The following is a 19,205-nucleotide window of genomic DNA, read 5'->3' on the forward strand; positions in this document are numbered from 1 at the left end:
GGGGACCATGGGTGGACGACGACGAGCCCGGCAGCGCCGGGTGGTGACCGGGCTGGTGGCGCTGGGGCTGGTGCTGGCGACGACCGCGGCGGGGTACGCCGTGACCCGGGGCGGGCTCGTGGACGGCCTCGCGGGCCCCCGGCCGGCGCCGTCGGCGGCAGCCGACGACGAGCGGCCGACCGCGACGCCGCGCCCGCAGGTGGCCGGCCCCTCGGTCCGGGCGCGCCCCACGACCCCGGCCGGGACCACCCGCCGGCCGGCGCGGGCGCCCCTGCCGGCGGAGCGGCCGCGGGCGACGCCGCCCCCCGGACCCCGGCTGCTCGGCCCCGGCGACTCCGGGGCCGAGGTGCGCGAGCTGCAGTCGCGGCTGCGCCAGATCGCGTGGTTCGCCGGCGACGTCACCGACGTCTACGGCAGCCTCACCGAGCAGGCGGTGCGGGGCTTCCAGGCCAAGCGCGAGATCGCGGTCACGGGCTGGGTCGACCGCCGCACCCTCACCCGGCTCGAGGGGATGACCCGGGAGCCGACCGCGGACGAGCTCGCCAACCGGTCCCCCGGGGACGCCGGGACCTCCGCCCCTCTCGACGGCCGCTGCCTCACCGGCCGGGCGCTGTGCGTGGACAAGACGTCCTCGACGCTGCGCTGGGTGGTCGACGGGTCGGTCCGCCGGACGGTCGCGGTGCGCTTCGGCTCGTCGTACACGCCGACCCGCGAGGGGCTCTTCCACGTCGAGAGCAAGTCGCCCGACCACGTGTCCTCCCTCTACGGCTCCCCCATGCCGTACGCCATGTTCTTCTCGCGCGGCCAGGCGGTGCACTACTCCTCGGACTTTGCCGCCCGGGGGTACGCCGGCGCCTCGCACGGCTGCGTCAACGTCCGCGACCTCGACGGGCTGCGGTGGATCTACGACCAGGTCTCGCTCGGGGACGCGGTCGTCGTCTACTGGTCGTGACGTCGGTCATGCCCGACCCGGCCCCGGCGGGACTCCTCGCCGGGGCCGTGCGGCGCTCCCGTAATCTCGAGGTGTGACCAGTCCGCACGCCCCCGGCCTGCCCGCCGGGCGGCTCGTCGGTCGCACCGTCGAGGTCCCGCCGGCCTCGCTGCCCACCGACCTGCTCGACCTGCTGCCCGCCGCCGAGCCGTTGGCCTGGCTGCGCCGCGGCGAGGGCGTGGTCGGGTGGGGGGTGGCCGCCCGCTGCGTCACCCACGGGCCCGACCGCTTCGCCGACGCCGCCGACTGGTGGCGCGAGACCGCCGCCGCGGCCGAGGTCGCCGACGAGGTGCGCGAGCCGGGCACGGGCCTGGTGTGCCTGGGCAGCTTCGGGTTCGCCGACGAGCCCGGCGACAGCGTGCTGGTGGTGCCCGAGGTCCTCGTCGGCTCCCGGGGCGGCCGCGCCTGGGTGACGGTCGTGGGCCGCGAGGCCGCACCGGACCTGCCCGACCTCGCGCCGACCACCCCGCCCGACGCGCCCCGCGGGGTCACCTTCGCCGACGGCGCCATGAGCGGGGCGGCGTGGGAGGTCGTGGTGGCCGACGCCGTGGCCCGCATCGGCGCCGGCGAGCTGGAGAAGGTCGTGCTGGCGCGCGACCTGGTCGTCACCACCGACGCGCCGCTCGACGTCCGGTGGCCGCTGCGCCGCCTGGCGAGCGACTACGAGATGTGCTGGACCTTCCACGTGGACGGCCTGTTCGGCGCCACCCCCGAGCTGCTGGTGCGCCGCGAGCGCGGCCTGGTCACCTCGCGGGTGCTCGCCGGCACCATCCGGCGCACCGGCGACGACGCCCGCGACGCCGGGCTCGCCGGCCAGCTGGCGCGGTCCTCGAAGGACCTCGAGGAGCACGAGTACGCCGTCCGCTCGGTCGCCGACTCGCTGGCGCCGTACTGCTCCTCGACCAACGTGCCCGAGGTGCCCTTCGTGCTGCACCTGCCCAACGTGATGCACCTGGCCACCGACGTCACCGGCGTCGTCCACGACCACCACGACGCCGCCGGTGCGAGCGTGCTCGACCTGGCCGCGGCGCTGCACCCCTCGGCCGCGGTCGGCGGCACCCCCACCAAGGTGGCGGTCGAGCTGATCGAGGAGATCGAGGGCATGGACCGGGGTCGCTACGCCGCGCCGGTCGGCTGGATGGACGCCCACGGCGACGGCGAGTTCGGCATCGCGCTGCGCTCGGCCCACGTCGACGGCGACCGGGTCCGGCTGTTCGCCGGCTGCGGCATCGTGGCCAGCTCCGACCCCGCGTCGGAGCTGGCGGAGGCGCAGGCGAAGTTCCTGCCCGTGCGCGACTCGCTCAGCGGCGACTGACGCGTCCGCCCGGCGTCCCGGGACCACCCGGCCGGCGCGCCATCGGCGAGACGTGGCGCAGGCTCTCGGGCACCGGGTCCGGCGGCTCGTGCGACGGGACCCGCTCGTTCTGGCGCTCGCGGACCGCGAGCTTGATCTGCTGCAGGTTGTTGCGCAGCAGGTCCGAGACCAGCTCGTCCATGCGCGGGTCGCCCAGCATCTCGATCAGGACCCGCAGCGTCGTCTCGGTCACCTGGCCGACGACGGCGTCGTAGCCGGGCAGCCGGGCGACCACGCGCGAGGACGGGTCGTTGCGGACCTTCTCCCCGACCAGCTCGATCAGCTCGTCGTGGTTCTCGACCAGCGCGGCGGAGATGTTCTTGGTGTAGTGGCCGGTCTGGATGACGTCGGCGACCTCGTCGAGCACGGCGATGGTGATCGGGCGCTTGACCAGGTCGACGAAGGTCTGGGTCAGCTTGTTGATGCGCCGGATCACGAACGGCGCCCGGCGGCCGCGCCGGTAGAGGCTGCGGGTGAGCAGCCCCGAGACGACCATCAGCACGACCAGCACCGCGAGGGTGAGGAACACGAGCTCGAGCACCGAGCGCTGCCGCAGCCAGTCGATCACGGGCACAGTCTGCCGGTCGTGGCCTCGCGGCGTGGCCGTGTCACGTGCGGGTCAGAGGTCCTGACCCGGCTGCAGCCTGGTGTAGGTCTGGTCGCGGGGGCCCAGGAAGCCCTCGATCAGCCCGGCGGCGAACTGCAGGCCGGCCTCGCTGTAGATCGCGTCGTGGATCGCCACCGAGCGGGGCGCGCCCACGTCGCGGGCGAAGTCGATGCACTCCGAGACCTTCAGCCAGGGCGCGCTGACCGGCAGCAGCAGCAGGTCGACGTCGCGCTCGGGCACGGTCAGGGCGTCGCCCGGGTGGAAGACCTGCTGGCCCTCGACCTCGAGCAGGAAGCCGCTGTTGTGCAGGCCCGGCAGCTCGGGGTGGATGACCGCGTGGCGCTCCCCCACGACCTCCAGGGGCACGCCGACGTCGAGCTGCTGGCCGGGAGCGACGACCGTGATCCGCCCCGCCAGGTCGGGCGCCTCGCCCGTGATGGCGTCGGCCACCGCCTGGATCGTCCAGATCGGCGCCTGCGACCGGCGCAGGTGCTCGGCGCTCCAGTGGTCGGCGTGCTCGTGGGTCACCAGCACCGCGGTGGCGCCGGCGGTGGCGTCCTCCTCGGGGGTGAACGCCCCGGGGTCGAGCACGATCGTGTGGCCGCCGGACTCGATCCTGACGCAGGCGTGGCCGAGCTTGGTGAGTCGCATGTCGACAGCGTAGGGGCGGGGGTGGGGGCCGAGGGCGGGCAGTTTCCCCGGTCGACCGGGGAAACCGGCCGCGACACCGGGACGAAGTGGACACCCACGGGCAGTTTCCCCGGTCGACCGGGGAAACCGGCCGCGGCGCCGGGACCCACGGGCAGCTCCACCCGCCCACGACGCCCGTTTCGTCCCCGCCCGCACGGCCCGGGGTCGTGCGCCGGCCCGCGGTCAGCCGGTGAGCTCGTCCACGAAGCACCAGCGCCACTCCTCGCCGGGCTCCGCGGAGCGCATCACCTCGTGGCCGGTGTGCTCGTGGTGGACGCTGGCGTGGCGCTGCGGCGAGGAGTCGCAGCAGGCCACGTGGCCGCACACCACGCACATCCGCAGGTGCACCCACGCGGTGCCCTCGCGCAGGCAGTCACCGCACTCGCCGGGGGTGTCGGGCTCGACGGGCGGGCGGACCTGGCGCAGGTGCTCGCAGCCCCCCTCGAGCAGGTGGGCCGTGTTGGCGGCGCGGACGCGGTTGCGCTCCGCGTCGCTGAACTCCAGCATCGACTCCTCGACGTCGAGCATCGCCAGCACCTCGTCGACCACCTCGTGCGGCACCTGGCCGGTGCTGCGGACCTCCAGGACGCGGCTGCGCTCGGCGTCGATCATGCTGCGGCGCCAGCGGTTGTAGGTCTCGCTGGGGTTCTCGTCCTGGTTGGGCCCGACCCGTTCCCAGGCGGCGAAGTCGCGGCGGCGCACCCGGTCGCGGATGGTCTCGCCGACGTCGTGCGGGTCGTCCTCCTCGATCTGCTCCAGGCGGGCCAGCCCGGCCTGGGAGGCCTGGTGGAGCAGGTTGGCGCGGGCCAGGGCGTCGGCCCCCGCGTCGGGCGAGGGCACCCGCAGCCGCCGGGCGAACCACGGCAGCGAGAGGCCCTGGACGAACAGCGTGCTGGCCGTGACGAAGAAGGCCACGAGCAGCAGCACGTCGCGGTACGGCGTCTCGGGCGGGATCACGAACGCCGCGGCGAGGGTGACCACGCCGCGCATGCCGGCCCAGCCGAGCAGGAAGGAGTAGGCCCACGGCGTGGGCTGGCCGGTGACGCCGTCCTTGGGCCGCACCAGCAGGTAGCGGGCCAGGAACACCCAGGCGATCCGGAGCACCACCACCGCCGCGAGCACGGCGACGCAGACCCCGATCACCCGCCCGACGCTCGCCTCGCCGCTGAAGGCGTCGGCGATGATCGTGCGGGCCTGCAGGCCGATGAGCAGGAAGACCGCGCTCTCGAGGATGAACTGGATGCTGCTCCAGTTGAGCCGCATCGCGATCCGCGACTGCGCGGTCTGCAGCCGCGGGGAGTTGTGCCCGAGCAGCAGGCCGGCGACGACGACCGCGACCACGCCCGAGGGGTGGGCGACGTGGTCGCCCGAGGTCGGGATGCCGATCTCCTCGGCCGCGACGTACGCCGCGAACGGCGTGATGAAGCCCAGCGCGCTGTCGATCGTGGTCTGCACGACGTGCTTGCGGACGAAGCCGACGACGACGTAGAAGGCCAGCCCGACGGCGACGCCGCCGACCGCGGCGATGGCGAAGTCGGTGCCGACCACCCGCCAGGACACGATCGCGGCGATCGCGGTGTTGAGCGCCACCAGGGCGGTGGCGTCGTTGAGCAGCGACTCGCCCTCGAGGATCGTGACGATCCGCCGCGGCAGGCCGATCCGACGGCCGATGCTGGTCGCGGCCACGGCGTCGGGCGGCGCGACGACGGCGCCGATGGCGAACGACGCGGCCCACCCGATCTGGGGCAGCAGCGCGTGCACCACGACCCCCACGCCCAGCGTCGTGACGATGACGAGCACGACCGAGAGCAGCAGGATCGGTCGCCGGTTGGCGTTGAAGTCGACCAGGCTGGTCTGCAGCGCCGCGGCGTACAGCAGCGGTGGCAGCAGCGCGAACAGCACCACCTCGGGCTCGAGGGTCACGTCGGGCACGAAGGGCAGGTAGGACCCCGCCACCCCGACCAGGATCAGGACCAGGGGCGAGGGCAGGTCGAGCTTGGAGCTGACGCCGGCCACGGCGACGACGACCGCCACGATGCCGACGAGCAGGACGACGGTGTGCACCCCACCATCATCCTCCGTCGCGGGCCGGTGGGCCTCACCGGTGCGCGAGGGCCCGGATCGCCTCGTCGAGCTCGCGGCGGTCGTCGCGGCGCACGACGGCCTCCACGACCTCGATGCCGCCGTTGGGGCTGGCGAGCGCGTGCTCGAGCTCGGCACGGCTCTCCACCCGCCAGTGGGGCGTCCGGGTGGCGGCGCACAGGGCCGCCAGGTCGACGCCGTGGGGGGTGGCGAAGAGCTGCTCGAAGCGGTCGGCGTACGCCGGTCCGCCCTGCTCGAGGGTGGCGAAGATCGAGCCGCCGTCGTCGTTGGCCACCACGATCGTCAGGTCCGGCCGGGCCTCGCGGGGGCCCACGACCAGGCCGGTGAGGTCGTGCAGGAAGGTCACGTCGCCGACGTACGCCGTCGCGCGGGTGCTGCGGTCGCGCGCCAGCGCCGCCCCGATCGCCGTCGACAGGGTGCCGTCGATGCCGGCCAGGCCGCGGTTGGCGAGCACCATCCGGCGCTCGCCCGCCGGGTGGGCCCCGGCCATCAGGTCGAGGTCGCGGACCGGGTTGCTGGCGCCGACCACGAGCAGGCCGCCGGGCGGGTTGGCGGCGTCGACGACCTGGGCCACCTCGTACGGCGTCAGCCCCGGTCGCGCGGCCACGAACGCGTCGATGCGCCGCGACAGCTCCCGGTCGGCGGCGCGCCACTCCTCCAGCCAGGCCGGGTCGTCGCGCTCGGCGCGGACGGCCTCGTGCTCGGCGTCGACCGGGAACGGCCTCGTCGGCCAGCGACCGGCGGCGGGCACCGAGACGACCTCGACGTCCGGGCGCGCCAGCAGCCGCGCGACGGGCCGCGAGAGCGTCGGGTGGCCCGCGACGACGACCCGCTCCACCCGGTCCCCGAGCCCGGTGCCGAGCAGCAGCCGGTAGGTGCGCAGCGCGTGGGTGCCGGTGCGGGAGCCGGAGCTGGGCTCGGCGAGCAGCGGCCAGTCGGCGTCCTGGGCGAGCAGCCGGGCGGGCGGGCCGGCGTCGTCGCCGGCGACCACGACGGTGCGCCTGCCCAGCGGCAGCGGGACCTGGTCGGTGCGGCGCCGCCACGGGTGGGGCGCGGCGTCCCGGGCCCGGGGCCCCGGCGCCGGTCGGACGGGCTGGCCGGGGGGCGGCACCAGCGGGTCGTCGAGCTGCACGTCGAGGTGCACCGGCCCGGGCACGGCGAACAGCGCCTCCAGCGCCGTGTCGTCGGGCGCGGCCAGGTCGGCGAACCCGGCGGCGTCGCCGAACAGCCGCACCTGGTCGGTGGTCTGGTTGGCTCCGGTGCCGCGGAGGCGGGCGGGGCGGTCGGCGGTCACCGCCACGAGGCGCACGCCGGCGTGCGCGGCCTCCAGCACCGCGGGGTGCAGGTTGGCCGACGCGGTGCCCGAGGTCGTCACGACCGGGACCGGTCGGCGCGACGCCTTGGCCAGCCCCAGCGCCAGGAAGCCGGCGGTCCGCTCGTCGATGCGCGTGTGCAGCCGGACCCGCTCGTCGGCGGCCAGCGCGAAGGCCAGCGGGGCGTTGCGCGACCCGGGGCACAGCACGGCCTCGCTCGCGCCCTGCTCGACCAGCCGGTCCACCAGCCAGGTGGCCAGCACCTGGGAGGGCTGGGGTGCCGGCGCGGGCTCGCGGTCGGGTGCGGGCTGCTCGGGGGCGTCGGGGCTCACGACCGTCGATCCTGCCCCAGGTCGGGCGGGGCGTCGTCGAGCAGGGCCGCGACCCGGTCCAGCCGGGTGCGCCAGTGGGCCACGCGGTCGGGGTCGGCGGCCAGCCGGGCCAGCCGCGCGGGGTCGACCTCCGCCGGCCCGACGGGCAGCTCCCCGTCGACGGGCAGCAGCGGGTGGCGGGCCACGTCGTCGCTCAGCAGCTGGACGGTGGCCAGCCCGCAGGCGTGGTGCAGCTCGGGCAGGGCGGCGGCCAGCGCCACCCCCGCGGCGATCCCGACGCTCGACTCGACCGCGCTCGAGACCACCACCGGCATCCCGATGTCCTCGGCGATCCGCAGGCAGGCCCGCACCCCGCCGAGCGGCTGCACCTTGAGCACGGCCACGTCGGCGGCGCCGAGGTCGCGCACCCGGTAGGGGTCGGCGGCGCGGCGGATCGACTCGTCGGCGGCGATCGGGACCGACACCCGGCGTCGCACGAGCGCGAGGTCCTCGACGGTGGCGACCGGCTGCTCGACGTACTCCAGGCCGCCCGCGGCGCGCTCCAGCACCGGGATCCGGCGGCACGCCTCCTCGACGTCCCAGCCGCCGTTGGCGTCGATGCGCACCAGCCCGCCGGGGCCGACGGCGTCGAGGGCGTCGCGGACCGCCTCGAGCCGCGCCTCGTCCTGCGTCGGGTCCTGGCCGCGCTCGGCGACCTTGACCTTGGCCGTGCGGCAGCCGCCGGCGCGCACGATCGCGTGCGCCTCCTCGGGCCCGCAGGCGGGCACGGTCACGTTGACCGGCACCCGGTCGCGCACCGGCGCGGGCCAGCCCCGGTCGGCGGCCTCGCGCGCGCAGGCCAGCCAGGGCGCGGCGGTCGGGTCGTCGTACTCCAGGAAGGGGCTGAACTCCCCCCAGCCCGCCTCCCCGCGCAGCAGCACGCCCTCGCGCACGGTGATGCCGCGGAAGCGGGTCGTGAGCGGGACCGCGAAGACCGCGAGGTCAGCCACCGGCGGCCACCTCGCGGGCCGCGAGCTCGTGGATCGCCTGGCGGTCGGGCTTGCCGTTGGCCAGCCGGGGCAGCGCCTGCACGACGACGAGCCGGCGCGGCGCCCAGGTCCGCGGCTCCACCAGGTCGCGGACCCCGGCGAGCGAGATCGGGTCGCGGGCCTCGACGACGGCCGTCACCAGCTCGCCCCACTCCTCGTCGGGCACGCCCACCACCTCCACCTCGAGCACCGCGGCGTCGGCGGCGACCATCGTCGCGACGGCCCTGGCCGGCACCTTGACCCCCCCGCTGATGAGGACGTCGTCGGCCCGGCCGGTCACCCGCAGCAGGCCCGCGGAGTCGAGCTCGCCCAGGTCGTCGGTGCGGAACCAGCCGTCGGTCATCGCGCGGCCGGTGCGCTCCGGCTCCCCGTCGTACGCCGTGAACAGGACCGGGCCGCGCAGCTGCACCTCGCCGTCGTCGGCGATCCGGACCTCCACGCCGTCGAGCGGGCGGCCGTCGTACACGCAGCCGCCGCAGGTCTCGCTCATGCCGTAGGTCTGCACGAGGCGCACGCCGTGCCCCTCGGCCTCCGCCCGCACCCGCGGGTCGAGGGGTCCGCCGCCGACCAGCACCGCGTCGAGCCGCGCCAGGGCCTCGAGCGCCGGCCGGCCACCGTCGTCGCGCAGCAGCCGCAGCAGCTGGGTCGGGACGAGCGAGGCGTAGCCGCGGCCCTGGACCCGGTCCACGGTCTCGGTCCAGTCGCCCTCGTGGACCACCGGCTCGGTGCCGGCCAGCAGCGAGCGGTAGAGCACCTGCACGCCCGCGACGTACGTCGGCGGCAGCCCGAGCACCCACCGGCCCGGGCCACCGAGCCGCGCGTGCGTGGCACGGGCCGAGGCGCGCACCGCCTCGCGCGAGAGCACCACGCGCTTGGGGGCGCCGGTCGAGCCGCTGGTGGCGATGACGAGCGGCTGCGGGTCGGGAGCCGCCTCCCAGTCGCGCAGCAGGTCGAGGAGCTCCTCGGTGGTGCCGGAGACGGGGCGCAGGCTGCTCACCGGACCACGCTAGCCCGGCCCGCCGACCCCGTCCGCGCGGCTGGCATGATCCCGCGCATGGCCACCCCCGCGCAGTGGATCGTCGGCGCCCGTCCCCGCACGCTGCCGGCGGCCGTCGCCCCCGTCCTGGCCGGCACCGCCGTCGCGGTGTGGGAGCGCGAGGCGGTGTGGTGGAAGGCGCTGCTCGCCCTGGCCGTCTCGCTGCTGCTGCAGGTGGGCGTCAACTACGCCAACGACTACTCCGACGGCATCCGCGGCACCGACTCCGACCGGGTCGGCCCGATGCGGCTGGTCGGCAGCGGCGCCGCGCCCGCCCGGGCGGTCAAGTGGGCGGCGTTCGCCGCGCTCGGGGCCGCCGCGGTCGTCGGGCTGGTCCTGGCAGCGACCACCAGCTGGTGGCTGGTCGCGGTCGGCCTGGCCTGCATCCTCGCCGCGTGGTTCTACACCGGCGGGTCGCGGCCCTACGGTTACCTCGGGCTCGGCGAGGTGATGGTGTTCGTCTTCTTCGGGCTGGTGGCCGTGATCGGCACGGCGTACGTCCAGACCGAGGCGTTCCACCTCTCCGCCCTGTGGGCCGGCATCGGCATCGGCGCCCTGGCCTGCGCGATCCTGGTCGCCAACAACCTGCGCGACATCCCCACCGACCGGGTCGCGGGCAAGCGCACCCTGGCGGTCGTGCTGGGCGAGGACCGCACCCGCCACCTCTACAGCCTGCTCGTCGACGCCAGCGTCGTGGCCCTGGTCGGCGTCGCCCTCACCACCACCTGGTGGACGCTGCTGGCCCTGGTCGCCGCCCGCCCGGCCGTCAAGGCCGTCACCGTCGTGCTGGGCGACCGCGCCACCGGACCCGCGCTGATCCCGGTGCTGCAGCTGACCGGCGTCGCGGAGCTGCTGTACGCCGCGGGGCTGCTCGCCGGCTCCGGCATCGGCGTCGTGCTCGCCTCCCGGTGACCCCCCGGGCCGGGCGTGGGCCTCGCGTCACCGCCGGCCTGCGAGGATGACGGCATGTGGTTCATCGTCCTGCTCGTCATCGTCGGCGCCTGCGCGCTGGCCTACCGCAACCGCGTCACGCTGCTGGCCAGGATCCTGGGCCAGTCCGAGACCCGCATCAACCGCCAGCTCAAGCGCCGCGGTCGCTGAGCCCGGCTAGTCGGCGTCCTCGCGCGCCCGGCGCTCCTCGAAGGCCGCGCTGGCCCGCGCCGCCCGCTGCTGGACCCGCAGGGCGAAGGCCTCGCGCTGCCGCTTGAGCAGCTTGACCGACAGCACGGCCGAGATGATCACCGAGACCAGGAACGGCCACAGCACCACGCCCTGGGTGCCGAACGCGAGGACGTAGAGGCCGCCGACGACGGCGTACGTCACGACGAAGAGCCCCAGGCGCAGGCCGGTGTAGATCGCGAACTCCTTCACCCCTCCAGGGTAGGAGCCTCGACCTCGTCCTCGACTACCGGCCACCATCTACCCTGGGAGCATGCTGCGCGTCGTCCTGTTCCTCGCCCTCCTCGCGGCGGTGGTCTACGCGGTCTTCTGGCTCCTCGACCGACGCCGCACCGGCCCGCGTCCCCCCGGTGAGGGCGGCGGCCGCGGCGGCCGCCCCGCCCCCCGCGGCCCCGTCGGCCCCGACGACGACGAGGACTTCCTGCGCGAGCTCGACCGCAAGCGCCGCCACAAGCGCAAGGAGCCCGACGAGGGCGAGCCCGCCTGAGCTGTTTGGCCCCTGAGGGCGTGCCCCCGGTCCCTGAGGACGTCACCCTCGGCCCCTGAGGGCCTCACCCTCGGTCCCTGAGGAACGACGGAGTCGTGTCTCGAAGGGCCCGACCACCTGGTCCGCGGATCGCACGTACCAGGTACGTACGATCCGCGGACGGGACCCACGCCGACCCAGACTGGCGCCGGCAAGCAGGGACCAGGGCAGGCGTCGAGGTCCTGAGAACCACGACGTCGTGTCTCGAAAGGCCCCACACAGTCGAGCCCCCCTCGGTCCCTGAGGAACGACGAAGTCGCGTCTCGAAGGGCCCACCCCTCGCCCCAGAACACGCTCAGACCGCCTCCCACATATCGAACACGTGATCGATATTGTCGGCGCCAAGCGCTAGGATCGGGCCATGCCCGCCACCACCGCGACCCGCCCGGCACCCACCGTGCCGCAGGCCTGTGGTGCGCCGGGCCGGGGCGCCGCAGACCAGGTCATCCACGAAGTACGCCGCGCCAGGCAGACCGCCCATGCCGCCGAGGTCCGCCAGCTCGAGCTCGCCGTCGAGTGGGCCCTGCTCCACCCCGTCCCGGATGACGGCTACGCCGCGGACTGGTCGCAGAGCGGTGGCCTCTGGGCCGAGGGGTCGTCCAGGCTGGCCGGCGAGGGTGCTCCGGAGTGTGCGGAGTTCGCGCCCGTCGAGCTCGCCGCCGCCCTCGGCATCACCCTCGACGCCGGCCGGGCGCTGATCGCCGACGGCCTCGACCTGACCCACCGCCTCCCACGACTCTGGGCGCACCTCCGCGCAGGCCGGGTCGAGCCGTGGCGGGCCCGGCGGATCGCGCAGGACTCCCGCGACCTCGGACCCGACGCGATCGCCCACGCCGACCGGCTCCTGTCCGCGACCCCGGCCAAGCTCGACCAGGTCGACACCCGCCGCCTCGTCGACGAAGCCCGGCTCTACCACGACCCCGTCCGCGCGTGCGAGGACGAACGCCACCAGCTCGCCCACCGCGGCGTCTGGCTCCGCACCGGATCCCGGCCCGCCACCACCGACGTCCTCATGACCCTCGACACCCCCGACGCGCTGGCCTTCGACCACACCGTCGGTTCGCTGGCTACCCAGCTCGGGCGGCTTGGCGACGCCGCCTCCCTGGACGTACGGCGCGCCCGCGCCGCCGGACTCCTCGCCAGCCCGCAGCAGGCCCTGGACCTGTTGGCCGGCGAGACCACCGACCTCGACCACGTCCGGGGCGCGCTCGGGTCCGTCGAGCTGGTCGTCCACGTCACGCCCGCCGACCTCGCACCCGCCGACGACACCGGCGCCGGCGCCGCGACCGTCGAACGGCTCGGCGCGGTCACCACCGAGGTGCTCGAGGATTGGGTCCGCCGCGTCACCGGCCGCACCGGCCCCATTCGGATCCGACCCGTCCTGACCGTGCCGACCGGAGACGACGTCGGAGACGACCCAGCCGGCCCTGCCGTCGATGCCCACGACCCGCCCGCCTGGATGCGCGAGGCCGCGGTCCTGCGCGACGCCACCTGCGTCTTCCCCGGCTGCCACCGCGACTCACGGCGCGCCGACCTCGACCACATCCAGCCCTACGTCGACCTCGACGAGGGCGGACCGCCCGGCCAGACCTCGCTGTCGAACCTCGCGCCCCTGTGCCGGACCCACCACCGGGCCAAGACCCACAGCGACTGGGACTACGAACGCAGGCCCGACGGGTCCTACCGGTGGACCAGCCCCACGGGGCACACCTACCTCAGCCGCTCGCGTCCACGGACCCCACCAGCCCGGCCCGGGACTGCGGCACCACCCGTGCCGCAGCAGCGCCGCCCCCGATCCACGACCTCCGCCAGCGACACTGCCGCCGGACCCTGACCAGCCGGGCTGGTCGGGGACACCGGCATGCCCGCCCGAAGCCACCCGGGCGCTCGGCTCCGGCAGGGAGCCAGGTCAGGCGTCGAGGTGCAGGACCACCGAGGTCGGCTCGGGGGCGGCGTAGGAGTGCTGGCTGCCGCTGCCGAAGAAGAAGTTGATGCCGACGAAGTTGAACAGCAGGGTGGCCAGGCCGACGAGGGCGATGATCGCGGCCGAGCGGCCCTTCCAGCCGGACGTGGCCCGGGCGTGGAGGTAGGCGGCGTACACCACCCAGGTGATGAAGGCCCACACCTCCTTGGGGTCCCAGCCCCAGTAGCGGCCCCAGGCGTAGTGCGCCCAGATCGGGCCGGTGATGAGGGCGGCGAAGGTCCAGATCGGGAACGCGAAGGCGTGGGTGCGGTAGGCGAACCGGTCCAGCACCTTCAGCTCGGGCAGCCGGGCCAGGTAGCCACCGGGGTTGCGGGAGACACCGCCGCGGTCCTCCCAGCGGGCCTTCACCAGGTAGAGCAGCGAGGTCATGCCGCCGAGGGTGAAGCCGCCGGTGGCGATGACGGCGGCCACGACGTGGATGACCAGCCATGGGGACTGCAGCGAGTCCTGGAGCGGCACGACGGGTTCGTAGAGGGTGAGCACGTCGACCATGAGCACGACCAGCACGAAGCCGGTCACGACCGGCGACAGCCAGCTCAGCGAGTAGCGGCGGTAGAGCAGCAGGTAGCCCAGCGTCACCACGAAGCTGCCGGTGAGCGTGAACTCGTACATGTTGCCCCAGGGCACCCGCACCGGGTCGGCGGCGAGGCCGCGCGTGACGACGGAGAGGAAGTGCAGCGCGGCGGCCACAACCGTCAGCGAGACGCCGATGCGGCCGAAGAGCAGCATCCGCTCCGGCTCCTCGTCGGCGGCCGGCGTCGCGGGAGCGTCGAGCGTGGCGACGTCGCCGGAGGCGCCCGCACCGGCGGTGACGTGCTCGCGCGCGCCGACCCGACCGGTCTCGGAGACCGACTCGGCGACGGCGACCTTGCGGCCGGCCGCCCACTGGACGAGGTGGGCCAGGAAGGCCAGGAAGTAGACCGCCGCGCACCCGGCGACCGCCTGGTTGCTCAGCACCTCGAACTGCTCGTGCGTCACGTCGTCTCCTCCGGGGAAGCGGTGGTGGTGGGGGGCTTCGGACGGAGCCGCTCGACCAGCTCGTCGAGCTCGCCGGAGAGGTCGCCACCGGCGCTGCGGTCGAGTCCGGCCACCTCCACGAGCGTACGCCGCCCCTCCCGGCGGGCCCGGACCCAGACGCGTCGGGGCCGGATGAACAGCGAGCCGAGCAGGCCGACCAGCGCGAGCACGACCCCGGCGAGCGCCACGCCCTGCCCCGGCGTGTGGCTGACCTGCAGCTTCACGAAGCGGCTCAGGCCGTCGAAGGTGACCGTGCCCATGCCGTCGGGCAGCTTCGCGGTGCTGCCGAGCGCGAGGTCGATGCGCAGCGGCTTGCCGTCGGCCTTGAGGATCGGCTTCAGCCCGGACTTGTCGAGCGCGTAGACCGACTGCGGGTCGCCGTCGTCGGTGCCGAGGTCGCCGGAGTAGGCGAGCATCGAGATCGCGGGGTTCTTGGAGTCCGGGAAGGCCGCGAAGGGTCCGGTCGCGTCGGTGAAGCCGTACGTCGGGTAGAACTCGCCCTCGAGCCCGATCTGGGTGTCGCGCCCGTCGGCCAGCTTGGCGTCGTTGACCTTGACCACCCCGAAGGACCGGAAGGTGGCGTCCTCGGGCAGGAACACCGTCGGGCCGGAGTAGGCGACCTCGCCGTCCGCGTCGCGCACCGTGATGTTGGGCGCGTAGCCGTGGCCGATGAGGAACACGTCGGTGTCGTCGATGCTCAGCGGGTGGTTGACCGAGATCTCGCGCTCCTGGTCGGGGGCGCCCGGCGCGGTGCGGTAGGTCAGGTCGGCGCGGAACTTCTGCGCCATGCCGGCCTGGCGGCCCTCCTGGAGGAACGTCACGTCGAAGGAGTCGACGGTGAAGTCGAAGGGCGCGAGCGAGTCGGTGTCGAAGAACGAGCCGGCCTTGAAGTCGTCGTACTGCGTCAGGGTGTTGGCGAAGCCGTCCTTGGTGACCACGATCGCCCCGCCCTTGAAGCCGAGCAGCGAGCCGGTCGCGAAGCCGACCAGCACGACCAGGATCGACAGGTGGAACAGCAGGTTGCCGGCCTCGCGCAGCCGCCCGCGCTCGGCGCGGACCGAGCCCGGTGTGGCGTCCTCGGCGGCGTCGAGCCGCGCCCGGTAGCGCCCGGAGCGCAGCGCCGCGTGGGCGCGCTCGAGCACCACCTCGGGCGCCTCGTCGGTCTCCCAGCTGCGGTGCTCGGGCAGCCGGTCGAGCCGGCGGGGGGCCCGGGGGACGTCGGCGCGCACCCCGCGCCAGTAGACCCGCAGCCGGGGCACGATGCAGCCGACCAGCGAGACCATGAGCAGCAGGTAGATGGCCGAGAACCACACCGAGTCGTAGACCGAGAACAGCCCGAGCTTGTCGTAGATCGGCGCCAGGGTGGTGTGCTCCTCCTGCCACCGGGAGGCCCGCACCGAGTCGACGTCGGTCTGCGGGATCACCGAGCCCGGGACGGCGCCCAGGGCCAGCAGGAACAGCAGGATCAGCGCGGTGCGCATCGAGGTGAGCTGTCGCCAGCCCCAGCGCGCCAGCTCCAGCGGCGAGAGCGCCGGCGGGTCGGGCCGCTGCGGCGGGGTGGCGGGGCGCTCGGTCGTGGTGGTGGCCACAGCGCCTCAGATCCCCGACTCGAAGCCGGGGAAGAACCACAGCTGGGCCCAGCCGATGGCGACGTCCCACCAGCCGGTGACCAGCAGCACGCCGACCGCCACGAGCATCAAGCCGCCGAAGCCGGTCACCCAGCGCTGGTGGCGACGCACCCAGCCGACGGCACCCATCATCCGGCGGTAGGCGAGCGCGACCAGCACGAACGGCACGCCCAAGCCCAGGCAGTAGACGAGGCTCAGCAGCGCGCCGCGGCCCGCGGTGCCCTGCTCGAGCGAGAGCCCGATGACGGCCGTCAGCGTCGGGCCGATGCACGGCGTCCAGCCCAGGCCGAAGAGCACGCCGAGCAGCGGTGCCGCGACCAGGCCGACGGCCGGCACCTTGTGGACGCGCACGTCGCGCTGGAACCACGGCACCACGCCGAGGAACGACAGGCCGAGCACGATGGTGAGGCTGCCGAGCGCGATCGTGATCGGGCGCCGGTAGTCGAAGAAGAAGTCGCCGAGCCCGCCGAAGAGCGTGCCGACCGAGACGAAGACGAAGGAGAAGCCGAGCACGAACAGCAGCGACCCGGCCAGCATCCGGCCCCGCTTGGCGTCGGCCAGGTCGGCGCCGGACAGACCGGTGGCGTAGGAGAGGTAGCCCGGGAGCAGCGGCACCACGCACGGCGAGAAGAACGAGACCAGGCCGGCGAGGAGCGCGACCGGGACCGCGACGGCCAGGGACCCCGACGCTGCCTGCGAGGCGAACCAGTCGCCGATGGCGAGCGGCGTCACGAGGACTCCCCTGCGGAGCCGTCGCGCACGTCCTCGACGATCCCGACCAGGGTGCTGCGGCTCTCGACGTCGCCGAGCAGTCGGGCCGCGACCCGGCCCTGCTGGTCGATCACCACGGTGCTGGGGATCGAGTTGGGCGTCAGGGTGCCGCGCAGCTTGAGCAGGTTGCGGCCCGACGGGTCGTAGATCGACGGGTACGGCACGTCGAAGCGGCGCTGGTAGGCCAGACCCTGGGCCTGGCTGCTGTCGCGGGTGTTGATGCCGAGGAAGACGACGTCGTCGCGGGCCAGCTCGCGGGCCGCGTCGGCGAGCAGCGGCGCCTCCTTGCGGCACGGCGGGCACCAGGAGCCCCAGACGTTGAGCACCACGACCTGGCCGCGGTAGTCGTCGAGCGAGACCTGCTCGCCCTCCAGGGTCTCGCCGGACACCGTGCCGGGCGGCGGGGTGCGGCCGCCCGGGTCGAGCACCGTGAGGCCGCCGGACCCGTCGACGTAGCCCTTGTCGCCGGTGCTGGGCGTGCTGGAGCAGCCGGCGAGCAGCGAGGCGACGAGCAGGGCGGCCAGCGCCGTGAGCAGCACTGACGTCGGGCGGGCGGGGCGGCGCAGGGGCATCAGCCCACGCCCCCGACCTCGTTCTGGTCGAGCTCCTCGTGGCGCCCCCCGGAGGAGAAGGGCTTGTGGCGGTCGGCGAGCGGGATCAGGTCGCCGGCGGGCTCGGAGTAGCCGATGCTGACCAGCTTCTCGCCCTCGAAGGTGAACGACGTGAGGCTGGCCAGGGTGCAGTGGCGCTTGCGCGGGTCGTGCAGGAACGAGCGCTTCTCGGCGCGCAGCCGCGTGGTCCAGATCGGCAGCTGGTGGGAGACGATCACCGCCTCGTGGCCCTCGGCCTCCTTGCGGGCGTCGAGCACGGCCGGCCACATCCGGGCGACGATGTCGGCGTACGCCTCCCCCCACGACGGGCGGAACGGGTTCCACATGTGCTTCCACATCCCGGGGCTGCGGAGCACGGACTTGCGGAAGCGGAACGGCTTGCCCTCGAAGATGCTGCTCGACTCCAGGACCCGCTCGTCGAGGCGGACCTCGAGGCCGCGCACGCGCGCCAGGGGTGCGGCCGTCTCCTGGGCCCGCTCCAGCGGCGAGGAGACGATGAGCACGATGTCGCGGTCGCCGACGCGCATCGCGACGCGGTCGGCCATGGCGCGACCGCGCTCGGAGAGGTGGTAGCCCTCGGAGCGGCCGTAGAGGATGCCGTCGGGGTTGTGCACCTCGCCGTGGCGCAGCAGGTGGACGGTGGTCTTCACGGGCGGGCTCCTTCACAGGCCTGCGCGGCGGCCTCGGCGGCGGCCGGCAGGGCGTCGATGACGTGCTGCAGGGCGTGGTCGTCGTGGGCGGCGGAGAGGAACCACGACTCGAAGGCGCTGGGCGGCAGGTAGACGCCGCGGTCGAGCATCGCGTGGAAGAAGGCCCGGAAGACCGACGTGTCCTGGCTCGAGGCGCCGGCGAAGTCGACGACCCGGTCCACGCGCGGGGCGAAGAAGACGCTGAACATGCTGCCGTCGTGCTGCACCAGGTGGGGCACGCCGGCCCGGTCGAGCGCCTCGCCGACCGCGGTCGAGAGCGTCGTGGCCGCCGCGTCGACGTGGGCGTAGACCTCGTCGGTGGCCAGCCGCAGCGTGGTCAGCCCGGCGGTGGTCGCGATCGGGTTCCCCGAGAGGGTGCCGGCCTGGTATACGGGGCCCTGCGGCGAGAGCATCCCCATCACGTCGGCCCGGCCGCCGAAGGCCGCGGCCGGGAACCCGCCGCCCATCACCTTGCCGAAGGTCATCAGGTCCGGGCGCCAGCCCTCGTGGGCGCCGTCGAGGCCCCACTGGCCCTGGCGCGAGACGCGGAAGCCGGTCATCACCTCGTCGGAGACGAACAGCGCGCCGTGGCGGGCGCAGGTCTCGGCGAGGAACTGGTTGAAGCCCGGCTCGGGCGGGACCACTCCCATGTTGCCGGGCGAGGCCTCGGTGACCAGGCAGGCGATCTCGGAGCCGCGCTCGGCGAAGACCCGCTCGACGGCCGCGCGGTCGTTGTAGGGCAGCACCAGCGTGGCCTCGACCGACGCGGCCGGCACGCCGGGCGTGCCCGCGACCGCATGGGTGGCCAGGCCCGAGCCGGCCTCGGCCAGCAGCGAGTCGACGTGGCCGTGGTAGCAGCCGGCGAACTTCACGACCACGTCGCGCCCGGTGAACCCGCGGGCCAGCCGGATCGCCGACATCGTCGCCTCGGTGCCCGAGGAGACCAGGCGCACCTGGTCGACGGGCGTGCGGGCGACGATCTCCTCGGCGAGCTCGACCTCGCTGCGCGACGGGGTGCCGTACGACGTGCCGCGGGTCACCGCGTCCTGCACCGCGGCCTGGACCTCGGGGTGGGCGTGCCCCAGGAGCATCGGCCCCCACGAGCAGATCAGGTCGACGTAGTCGTGGCCGTCGACGTCGGTCAGCCAGGCACCGCGGCCCGAGACCATGAAGCGGGGCGTGCCGCCGACCGCGTTGAAGGCCCGCACCGGCGAGTTGACGCCGCCCGGCGTGACCCGGTGGGCGCGCTCGAACCACTCGGCCGACGCGGTGCTCGACCGGGTCGTGGCTCCGGTCGGGGCAGGGTCGGGTGAGGTCGTGGTGTCAGGCACGCCGCCATTCTCCCC

Annotated in this window: 19 protein-coding genes; 6 read left to right on the forward strand and 13 right to left on the reverse strand. The window is 74.7% G+C overall.

Annotated elements, in window-relative coordinates:
• The first annotated feature begins 7 nt into the window (after positions 1 to 7).
• Together BLU55_RS11440 and BLU55_RS11445 are read left to right on the forward strand one after the other, a co-directional pair.
• Positions 8 to 952 (forward strand): peptidoglycan-binding protein, encoded by a 945-nt coding sequence (locus BLU55_RS11440; RefSeq protein ID WP_091729726.1) that lies wholly within the window; start codon positions 8 to 10, stop codon positions 950 to 952.
• Positions 953 to 1,025: 73 nt separating this feature from the next.
• Positions 1,026 to 2,306 carry an isochorismate synthase gene (locus BLU55_RS11445; protein ID WP_091729728.1) on the forward strand — a complete coding sequence of 427 codons (1,281 nt, stop codon included), beginning with the start codon at positions 1,026 to 1,028 and terminating at the stop codon, positions 2,304 to 2,306.
• On the opposite strand, the gene BLU55_RS11450 is transcribed toward BLU55_RS11445, so the two are convergent.
• The 6 genes from BLU55_RS11450 to BLU55_RS11475 all read right to left on the reverse strand — a co-directional run bounded on the left by BLU55_RS11450 (position 2,293) and on the right by BLU55_RS11475 (position 9,415).
• Positions 2,293 to 2,913 carry a hypothetical protein gene (locus BLU55_RS11450; protein ID WP_157682831.1) on the reverse strand — a complete coding sequence of 207 codons (621 nt, stop codon included), beginning with the start codon at positions 2,911 to 2,913 and terminating at the stop codon, positions 2,293 to 2,295. The genes BLU55_RS11445 and BLU55_RS11450 overlap by 14 nt on opposite strands.
• Before the next feature lie 51 nt (positions 2,914 to 2,964).
• Positions 2,965 to 3,603 carry an MBL fold metallo-hydrolase gene (locus BLU55_RS11455; RefSeq protein ID WP_091729734.1) on the reverse strand — a complete coding sequence of 213 codons (639 nt, stop codon included), beginning with the start codon at positions 3,601 to 3,603 and terminating at the stop codon, positions 2,965 to 2,967.
• Positions 3,604 to 3,825: 222 nt separating this feature from the next.
• Positions 3,826 to 5,706 (reverse strand): cation:proton antiporter domain-containing protein, encoded by a 1,881-nt coding sequence (locus tag BLU55_RS11460; RefSeq protein ID WP_091729736.1) that lies wholly within the window; start codon positions 5,704 to 5,706, stop codon positions 3,826 to 3,828.
• Between the two features lie 34 nt (positions 5,707 to 5,740).
• The gene (gene menD / locus BLU55_RS11465; RefSeq protein ID WP_091729740.1) at positions 5,741 to 7,390 is read right to left on the reverse strand and encodes a 2-succinyl-5-enolpyruvyl-6-hydroxy-3-cyclohexene-1-carboxylic-acid synthase; all 1,650 of its coding nucleotides are present in this window, start codon (positions 7,388 to 7,390) and stop codon (positions 5,741 to 5,743) included.
• Positions 7,387 to 8,379, reverse strand: coding sequence for an o-succinylbenzoate synthase (locus BLU55_RS11470; RefSeq protein WP_091729743.1), 993 nt, complete (start codon positions 8,377 to 8,379; stop codon positions 7,387 to 7,389). Before BLU55_RS11470 ends, menD begins: the two co-directional genes overlap by 4 nt.
• Positions 8,372 to 9,415: an AMP-binding protein gene (locus tag BLU55_RS11475; RefSeq protein WP_091729745.1), complete on the reverse strand. Its 1,044-nt coding sequence runs from the start codon at positions 9,413 to 9,415 to the stop codon at positions 8,372 to 8,374. The genes BLU55_RS11470 and BLU55_RS11475 overlap by 8 nt, the downstream gene beginning before the upstream one ends.
• A gap of 57 nt (positions 9,416 to 9,472) precedes the next feature.
• Between BLU55_RS11475 and BLU55_RS11480 the strand changes: the two genes are divergently transcribed.
• Positions 9,473 to 10,366 carry a 1,4-dihydroxy-2-naphthoate polyprenyltransferase gene (locus tag BLU55_RS11480; protein WP_091729748.1) on the forward strand — a complete coding sequence of 298 codons (894 nt, stop codon included), beginning with the start codon at positions 9,473 to 9,475 and terminating at the stop codon, positions 10,364 to 10,366.
• A 54-nt stretch (positions 10,367 to 10,420) separates the two neighbouring features.
• Positions 10,421 to 10,555, forward strand: a complete 135-nt coding sequence (locus BLU55_RS20040; protein ID WP_269457914.1) for a hypothetical protein — start codon at positions 10,421 to 10,423, stop codon at positions 10,553 to 10,555.
• 6 nt (positions 10,556 to 10,561) lie between these two features.
• On the opposite strand, the gene BLU55_RS11485 is transcribed toward BLU55_RS20040, so the two are convergent.
• The gene (locus BLU55_RS11485) at positions 10,562 to 10,825 is read right to left on the reverse strand and encodes a DUF4229 domain-containing protein (RefSeq protein ID WP_157682832.1); all 264 of its coding nucleotides are present in this window, start codon (positions 10,823 to 10,825) and stop codon (positions 10,562 to 10,564) included.
• A 61-nt stretch (positions 10,826 to 10,886) separates the two neighbouring features.
• Between BLU55_RS11485 and BLU55_RS11490 the strand changes: the two genes are divergently transcribed.
• Positions 10,887 to 11,120: a hypothetical protein gene (locus tag BLU55_RS11490; RefSeq protein ID WP_091729755.1), complete on the forward strand. Its 234-nt coding sequence runs from the start codon at positions 10,887 to 10,889 to the stop codon at positions 11,118 to 11,120.
• A 400-nt stretch (positions 11,121 to 11,520) separates the two neighbouring features.
• Positions 11,521 to 12,993, forward strand: coding sequence for an HNH endonuclease signature motif containing protein (locus BLU55_RS11495; RefSeq protein WP_091729758.1), 1,473 nt, complete (start codon positions 11,521 to 11,523; stop codon positions 12,991 to 12,993).
• Positions 12,994 to 13,068: 75 nt separating this feature from the next.
• Here the strand turns inward: BLU55_RS11495 and ccsB are convergent, their stop codons facing one another.
• Genes ccsB through hemL form a run of 6 tightly spaced genes read right to left on the reverse strand, consistent with a single transcriptional unit; the run spans position 13,069 to position 19,190 of the window.
• Positions 13,069 to 14,121, reverse strand: coding sequence for a c-type cytochrome biogenesis protein CcsB (ccsB, locus tag BLU55_RS11500; RefSeq protein WP_091729761.1), 1,053 nt, complete (start codon positions 14,119 to 14,121; stop codon positions 13,069 to 13,071).
• The gene (resB, locus tag BLU55_RS11505; protein ID WP_231916835.1) at positions 14,118 to 15,749 is read right to left on the reverse strand and encodes a cytochrome c biogenesis protein ResB; all 1,632 of its coding nucleotides are present in this window, start codon (positions 15,747 to 15,749) and stop codon (positions 14,118 to 14,120) included. The genes ccsB and resB overlap by 4 nt, the downstream gene beginning before the upstream one ends.
• Positions 15,750 to 15,755: 6 nt before the next feature.
• On the reverse strand, positions 15,756 to 16,520 hold the full coding sequence (locus BLU55_RS11510) for a cytochrome c biogenesis CcdA family protein (protein ID WP_197680967.1): 765 nt from the start codon (positions 16,518 to 16,520) through the stop codon (positions 15,756 to 15,758).
• Positions 16,517 to 17,131 (reverse strand): TlpA disulfide reductase family protein, encoded by a 615-nt coding sequence (locus BLU55_RS11515; RefSeq protein ID WP_091729763.1) that lies wholly within the window; start codon positions 17,129 to 17,131, stop codon positions 16,517 to 16,519. Before BLU55_RS11515 ends, BLU55_RS11510 begins: the two co-directional genes overlap by 4 nt.
• Positions 17,131 to 17,820, reverse strand: coding sequence for a histidine phosphatase family protein (locus tag BLU55_RS11520; RefSeq protein ID WP_091729766.1), 690 nt, complete (start codon positions 17,818 to 17,820; stop codon positions 17,131 to 17,133). Before BLU55_RS11520 ends, BLU55_RS11515 begins: the two co-directional genes overlap by 1 nt.
• A complete protein-coding gene (gene hemL / locus BLU55_RS11525) occupies positions 17,817 to 19,190 on the reverse strand; it encodes a glutamate-1-semialdehyde 2,1-aminomutase (protein WP_091729768.1) in 1,374 nt (457 codons plus the stop codon). The genes BLU55_RS11520 and hemL overlap by 4 nt, the downstream gene beginning before the upstream one ends.
• Positions 19,191 to 19,205 lie beyond the last annotated feature (15 nt).

The organism is Nocardioides scoriae (assembly GCF_900104965.1).
In the GTDB taxonomy this organism is placed as follows: Bacteria; Actinomycetota; Actinomycetes; order Propionibacteriales; family Nocardioidaceae; genus Marmoricola; species Marmoricola scoriae.